Source organism: Bacillus sp. 196mf, from assembly GCF_003217275.1.
In the GTDB taxonomy this organism is placed as follows: Bacteria; Bacillota; Bacilli; order Bacillales; family Bacillaceae_G; genus Bacillus_A; species Bacillus_A thuringiensis_S.
This window is the reverse complement of sequence record NZ_QJTG01000012.1, coordinates 142426-148816: the sequence shown is the minus strand read 5'-3', so window position 1 is coordinate 148816 and position 6391 is coordinate 142426. Positions and strand designations below refer to the sequence as shown.

Here is a 6391-nt window from a genome sequence, read left to right as displayed (position 1 = left end):
TTTTTTTTTGAAGCATGTTCTAGTTCTTGAATCCGTTTTTCTAACTTAGAGAATGTTTCTTCAAATAAAGAAATAACAGCTTCAGGTCCTTTTTTATATGCATCTAAAATGATTTTTCGATCGACCATCCTATTCACCCCCCTGTTTGATATACTCAGTATTTACAAATGGGAGGCATATGAAACTAGTAAAATTAAAAAAAGACACCAAAAGGTGGCTGAGTAGTTACGAATATTATACCATAATTGATAATATTCTCATTTAGATGCTTCGAACCTTTTCGAAAGCTTTGTGACGTGTGCGTCCATAATGTCTTGTAAGTCTAAATCATATTTTTGCGAAAGAATAATAAGGTTAGATAGTACATCGCCAAGTTCTTCTTTTAGTTCTTGTTTTAGCTCTTCTTCTGTTTTCGCATCTTCATCAGGGCGATCGCGGCCGATTTCAATAGCACGAACGACTCGTGAAACTTCCCCAACTTCCTCGGTTAAGAAATTTAAGCGAATAAAGGCATTATACTGTGACCAGCTTCGTTTTTCGTAAAATTCCTCAACCCATCTTTGGAATGCAACGATATCCATTTCTTCCTCATCTCCTCAATATGTTGTACAATGTCAATTGTATCATAACAATATATAGTTTCGGGGTGTAGGAATGAGAAAGATTTGTGTGTTTGCAGGTTCTAATTTAGGGGAGAGACCAGAATTCAAAGAGCAGGCAATTCAGTTAGGTAAAATGTTTGTTGAGAACGAGTATGAGCTCGTATACGGTGGTTCGTGCGTTGGATTAATGGGAGAAGTAGCAAACGAAGTTCTTCGTTTAGGTGGACGTGTAACAGGTGTTATGCCACGCGGTCTATTCCGAGGAGAAATTGTGCATACAGGATTAACAGAATTAATTGAAGTAGAGACGATGCATGAACGTAAAGCGAAAATGGCAGAGCTTGCAGATGCTTTTATTGCGCTTCCAGGCGGATACGGAACGTTTGAAGAACTATTTGAAGTTGTATGTTGGTCACAAATTGGTATACATAATAAGCCGGTTGGTTTATTAAACATAAAAGGTTTTTACGGACCAATTCTGCAAATGGTTGAACGTGCAGCAGAAGAAGGATTTATGAATCCATCAAATAAAGAATTGATCGTTTCAGCTGAGACGGCAGATAAACTAATTCATGCAATCCAAAATTATGAGCGTCCTGTTTTGGGGACGAAGTGGAAGCAACTATCATAGCAAATACGGAAACACATGTCGTTTTAATTTAAGATGGCATGTGTTTTTAATTTGGTTAAATATGTTAATGTTGAGATGTGATGTTTTTTGGAAAAGGAGAAATTGATGGAGGAGTTTGTGTATTTACGTCCTGTTTTTAAAAGTATTTTAGCAGCGTCTATTCTTGTTATGCTAATCGTTTCAATAAAGAAGAAAGAGCTAATTAATGAATTTTCGCTTTGGTTTATTTCGATATTGTGTATCGGTGTTTCGGCGATAACACTCTTTATGATTGGCTTTATTGTTGATGAGTATAATTTGGCTGGAGATCCACAATCGTTTTGTATGTTTATTGCGATTGGTTGTATTAGTGGCCTGAATTTCATTATTTATTACAGAAGGCAATAAAAGAGGCATTCCATATTACTTTGGAATGCCTTTATCATTTTGATTGCTTTGTTTTTTATACAGGTACCAGCCACCCCAGCCGCCACCAATTGCTACGACAACGAGGAAAGCATAGTCTTTAACCTCGACACGTATATTGAAAATATTAGCTATAAGTAAGAGAATCCCAACTGTTATCAACGCAAAAAATGCTCTAATTAAGTAGTCTTTCAACTGAACCACTCCCGTCATTTAAGTAGTAAATGATGAATTTGGAAAAGCTTTTTGGATCTATGATACTAAAGGGTGTTTCCTATATTTTAACATAGATGAGATTGTAATATAGTGATGAAAGTGGAGGAGAGGGGCGCTGATATTGTCTTGATTTGTCGGTAAATTGATATCCCTTGTCGAATCGTTGATATATTGCGGGTAATGATTGATATAATGAAAAAATCGTTGATATATTGTGGGTAATGATCGATATATTTGAAAAATCGTTGATATAATTTCGTGTACCGTTAAGTGCGACCATTACATAAAAAAGCGACTCTGAACGAGCCGCTTCCGCTTTAAAGTCTATTATTGATTCAAGAACGCACGTAGCATCCAAGCGTGTTTTTCTAGTTCTGTGTAGATGCCTAGTAGTAGGTCAGATGTCATTTCGTCGTCAGAGTCTTGAGCGATTTCCATGCCTTTTTTCAGTTCGACTAGCATCATTTCGTAGTCTTTCATGATTGCTTCGACCATCCCTTCTGCAGTTTCTCCGTATGCTGCTTCTTGAATAGAAGATAGTTCTAAGTATTCTTTCATTGTTGCTACTGGTTTGCCGCCAATTGCTAAAATACGTTCTGCAATTTCATCGATGTGAGTAGCTGATTCTGTGTAAAGTTCTTCGAATTTCTCGTGTAATGTGAAGAATTGAGGTCCTTTTACATACCAATGGAAGTTGTGAAGTTTTGTGAATAAAACGCTCCAGTCTGCTACTTGTTTGTTTAATACTTCGATTACTTGTTTGTTCATTATGATCAATCTCCTTTTGAGTTGTTATGTGATATCAATTACTAATTTATAATTATTATAATCTAGTAATGTCTATAAATCAACCCTTTTGCTGGAATTAATTTGAACAAATTATGAACTGTTATAAATAAAAGGCCCTATTACGGTGAAGTAATAGGGCCTTTGTTTATTAAACAGCCTTTTGTTTTTCTTCTACATCCTGCCCATCCCAGCACTCTGTATTCTTTAAGCCAGGGATAGAGTTTGCAACGAAGACAGGATCTTTGCCTTGTTTCTTTTGCTTCAAATAGTCTACTAATGCAGCGTAAGCAAATTTGCTAAGGAATGAGATGGCAATTAAGTTTGTGAATACCATTAGTCCCATGAATAAATCAGCTAAACTCCAAACTGTTTTAAGAGCAGCGATTGATCCGAAGAATACCATTCCGACAACTGCAACACGATAAATCATTAACCATGTTTTGCTTTCTTTAATGAATGCGATATTTGTTTCACCATAATAGTAGTTTCCTAGAAGTGAACTGAAAGCGAATAGGAAAATAATAATCGCTAAGAAAGTGCTTGCCCACGGTCCAATTTGTGAACTTAATGCGTTTTGTGTTAATTCGATGCCTTCTAAATTTGATCCTTTGTAAAGTCCAGAACATAATACGATAAATGCTGTTGATGTACATACTAAGAATGTATCTACGAAAACGCCTAACGCTTGAACAAGTCCTTGTTTTACAGGGTGAGATACATCAGATGTTGCGGCTGCATTAGGAGAACTACCCATTCCTGCTTCTGTAGCGAATAAACCGCGCTGAATACCGAACTTGATTGCTGCTCCAATACCACCAGCAATGGCTTGGTCTAAACCGAATGCACCGTTAAAGATTTCCATGAAAATGCTTGGTAACATACTGAAGTTGTTAATAACGACAAAAATAGCCACGCCGATATAAACGATTGCCATTGGAGGAACAATCATTTCGGTAATACGTGAAATACTTTTAATACCACCAAAAATAATGACTGCAACTAATACAGCTAATAGAGCTCCTACGATTGTTCGCTCTAGTCCAAAAGCATTTTCAAACGCTATTGTTACTGTATTCGCTTGTACTGAATTGAAAATTAATCCGTACGCAACTGTAATAAGAAGTGAGAACCAAACACCCATCCAGCGTTTGTTTAACCCTTTTTCCATGTAATATGCTGGTCCACCACGGAACCTACTTCCATCTTTTACTTTATAAATTTGCGCAAGTGTACATTCTACGAAACTAGTAGCTGCTCCGATAATCGCGATAAACCACATCCAAAATATTGCGCCAGGTCCACCCATTGAAATTGCTAATGCTACGCCAGCTAAGTTTCCGATACCGATACGTGCTGCTGCACTTAAGCAAAATGCTTGGAATGGAGAGATGCTATCTTTCTTTTTTTCTTTTCGATTAAACCCTTTACTAATTAAGCTGACCATCTCACTGAAATGAGTAATTTGGACAAATTTTAATTTAAAAGAGAAGTAAAGACCGAAGCCGATTAGCATTGCAATAAGAATATATGACCATAAAATATTATTCGTTACCTCAAGGAATCTGCTAAAGATATCAACCATATAATACACTTCCTTTTTTTCGTAATAAGAAAATTATATGCAAAAAATATACGAGAATCAATTTTTCTAAAAAATTATGTTACTTAAATCATTTTTGTGTTATGATTATGTTACATCGTAATATTTTTAGAATTATTTACATTTTAAAAAACTAAATTTAAAGCGGGAAAGTGGGGATAATTTGAAAGAAGATTCTTTATTGAAAGTAAGTCTTGAGAGTTTGAAAATGAGAAGTAATATATTTTTTATCATTACATCTTTAAGTATCTTTTTAGGGTCCACTTATTATTACAATAAAAGATTTCCAAGTCACAAATATCCTGAGTGGTTAGAATTTCTAAAGTTGATTGGATGAATAAAAGACAGAAAAACAGAAAATTAAAATAAACAAGTTATGGAGGAGCTAAAAATGAATATTAGAGAAAGTGAACTTCCGGGTATTGGTTATAAGTTTCAAATCGTTACGAAAGGTAACGAAAAGATGGTAATTGTCATTCATGATGATGGACGTAGAGAAATGTATCATTTTGATTCAGACCATGAAGAAAGCATCTCAAGTATTTCACTACGTGACTCAGAGGCAAGACAAATCGCAGCAATATTAGGTGGAATGGTATATAAGCCTAGGGCGTTAGAAAATGTTGAGATGGTTTTTGAAGGTTTAGCGATTGAGTGGTTCAAAGTGGAGAATACAGCTCCAGCAATCGGAAAAACAATTGGCGATCTTGAAATAAGAAAAACATATAGCGTAACGATAATCGCGGTTATGAAGAAGAACATGAAGAAGCTATTTAATCCAGGACCAGAAACAGTAATTGAAGAAGGAGATATGCTGGTAGTTTCAGGTGAGAGAGAAGAAATTAAAAAAATCATTAATGAATTACTTTCAAATAGGGGGGACTGATTAGATGGATACGTTAATTTTTGAAGTTGGTACAGCTTTAGTTTTAGTGGCAATTGCAGCAGTAATTGCTGGAAAATTTAAGTTCTCAGTAATTCCTTTTCTAATCGTTCTTGGAATGTTAGTAGGACCGCATGCACCGACAATAGGTGTTATCGATCTCAAATTTATTGAAAGTGCAAGTGTAATTTCCTTCCTTGGACGGATTGGGGTTCTATTCCTTCTATTCTATCTAGGATTAGAATTTTCAATGAAAAAACTAATTAAATCTGGACGCTCTATTGCGATTGGTGGAACGATTTATATTTTAATTAACTTTTCACTTGGTTTGTTATACGGATTTATAATGGGATTCCCATTACTAGAAATCTTAATTATTGCGGGTATTATTACGATTTCTTCTAGCGCTATCGTTGCTAAAGTGTTAGTGGACTTAAGAAGAACTGGTAATAATGAAACCGAATTAATTTTAGGAATTATTATGTTTGAAGATATATTCCTTGCTGTATATTTATCAGTTGTTTCTGGTTTAGTACTTGGAGATCACGCTTCCTTCTTAGGTGCCCTTACTTCAATTGGAATTGCTTTAGGATATATGCTTCTATTCTTTATAGTAGCTAGAAAGGCTACGCCGTTATTAAATAAATTGCTCAACATTAGCTCAGATGAAATCTTTATTATTGTAGTATTTGCTTCGTTATTCTTCATTGCTGGTTTTTCAGAAACAATTCACGTTGCAGAAGCAATTGGAGCACTTCTTCTAGGATTAGTTTTCTCTGAGACGGAGCATAGTGACCGAATTGAACATCTTGTTGTTCCATTTAGAGACTTTTTCGGAGCTATTTTCTTCTTCAGCTTCGGGTTAAGTATTGATCCGTTCTCATTAGGCGGAGCGATATGGTTAACGTTAGGTGCTGTCCTTCTTACGATAATCGGTAACTTTGTAGCAGGGATGATTGCAGGAAGACAAGCTGGATTATCTCATAAAGCATCAACAAATATCGGATTAACAATCGTTTCAAGAGGAGAGTTCTCCATCATTATGGCTAATATCGGTATCGCCGGTGGTTTAATGTCAGTCTTAAAACCATTCTCAGCACTATACGTGCTTATACTATCCATTTTAGGCCCACTTCTGACAAAAGAGTCGAAGAATGTATATAAATTCTTAAATAAAATCTTTAAGTGGGATACGAAAACTAACTAAATTAAAAAAAATAAAAGTACAAGATATTTCCTGCTTGTACTTTTATTTTTGTAATGAA

The 6391-nt window shown here is 35.3% G+C and carries 8 protein-coding genes; 4 read left to right on the top strand and 4 right to left on the bottom strand.

Annotated features, from left to right (window positions below; genetic code table 11):
• Positions 1-257: 257 nt before the first annotated feature.
• Positions 258-581 carry a MazG nucleotide pyrophosphohydrolase domain-containing protein gene (locus ATL10_RS18015; RefSeq protein WP_000355746.1) on the bottom strand — a complete coding sequence of 108 codons (324 nt, stop codon included), beginning with the start codon at positions 579-581 and terminating at the stop codon, positions 258-260.
• 73 nt (positions 582-654) lie between these two features.
• Here ATL10_RS18015 and ATL10_RS18010 point away from each other — a divergent pair, with 73 nt between their 5' ends.
• Together ATL10_RS18010 and ATL10_RS18005 are read left to right on the top strand one after the other, a co-directional pair.
• Positions 655-1233, top strand: a complete 579-nt coding sequence (locus tag ATL10_RS18010) for an LOG family protein (RefSeq protein WP_001225756.1) — start codon at positions 655-657, stop codon at positions 1231-1233.
• Positions 1234-1338: 105 nt separating this feature from the next.
• A complete protein-coding gene (locus ATL10_RS18005) occupies positions 1339-1620 on the top strand; it encodes a hypothetical protein (RefSeq protein WP_110497278.1) in 282 nt (93 codons plus the stop codon).
• Between the two features lie 15 nt (positions 1621-1635).
• Here ATL10_RS18005 and ATL10_RS18000 read toward each other — a convergent pair whose 3' ends face one another.
• From ATL10_RS18000 to ATL10_RS17985, 3 genes are all read right to left on the bottom strand, one after another.
• A complete protein-coding gene (locus ATL10_RS18000) occupies positions 1636-1833 on the bottom strand; it encodes a hypothetical protein (protein WP_000656312.1) in 198 nt (65 codons plus the stop codon).
• A 348-nt stretch (positions 1834-2181) separates the two neighbouring features.
• Positions 2182-2622, bottom strand: a complete 441-nt coding sequence (locus ATL10_RS17990) for a Dps family protein (RefSeq protein ID WP_001041895.1) — start codon at positions 2620-2622, stop codon at positions 2182-2184.
• Positions 2623-2791: 169 nt separating this feature from the next.
• Positions 2792-4225 (bottom strand): alanine/glycine:cation symporter family protein, encoded by a 1434-nt coding sequence (locus ATL10_RS17985; protein WP_097912947.1) that lies wholly within the window; start codon positions 4223-4225, stop codon positions 2792-2794.
• 409 nt (positions 4226-4634) lie between these two features.
• Between ATL10_RS17985 and ATL10_RS17975 the strand changes: the two genes are divergently transcribed.
• Positions 4635-5129, top strand: coding sequence for a cation:proton antiporter regulatory subunit (locus ATL10_RS17975; RefSeq protein ID WP_001026075.1), 495 nt, complete (start codon positions 4635-4637; stop codon positions 5127-5129).
• Between the two features lie 4 nt (positions 5130-5133).
• A complete protein-coding gene (locus ATL10_RS17970; RefSeq protein WP_000380223.1) occupies positions 5134-6333 on the top strand; it encodes a cation:proton antiporter in 1200 nt (399 codons plus the stop codon).
• Positions 6334-6391: the final 58 nt, after the last annotated feature.

Coding starts and splice junctions, on each gene's coding strand:
- ATL10_RS18015 (WP_000355746.1), bottom strand. CDS start 581: ATGGATATCGTTGCATTCCAAAGATGGGTTGAGGAATTTTACGAAAAA.
- ATL10_RS18010 (WP_001225756.1), top strand. CDS start 655: ATGAGAAAGATTTGTGTGTTTGCAGGTTCTAATTTAGGGGAGAGACCA.
- ATL10_RS18005 (WP_110497278.1), top strand. CDS start 1,339: ATGGAGGAGTTTGTGTATTTACGTCCTGTTTTTAAAAGTATTTTAGCA.
- ATL10_RS17990 (WP_001041895.1), bottom strand. CDS start 2,622: ATGAACAAACAAGTAATCGAAGTATTAAACAAACAAGTAGCAGACTGG.
- ATL10_RS17985 (WP_097912947.1), bottom strand. CDS start 4,225: ATGGTTGATATCTTTAGCAGATTCCTTGAGGTAACGAATAATATTTTA.
- ATL10_RS17975 (WP_001026075.1), top strand. CDS start 4,635: ATGAATATTAGAGAAAGTGAACTTCCGGGTATTGGTTATAAGTTTCAA.
- ATL10_RS17970 (WP_000380223.1), top strand. CDS start 5,134: ATGGATACGTTAATTTTTGAAGTTGGTACAGCTTTAGTTTTAGTGGCA.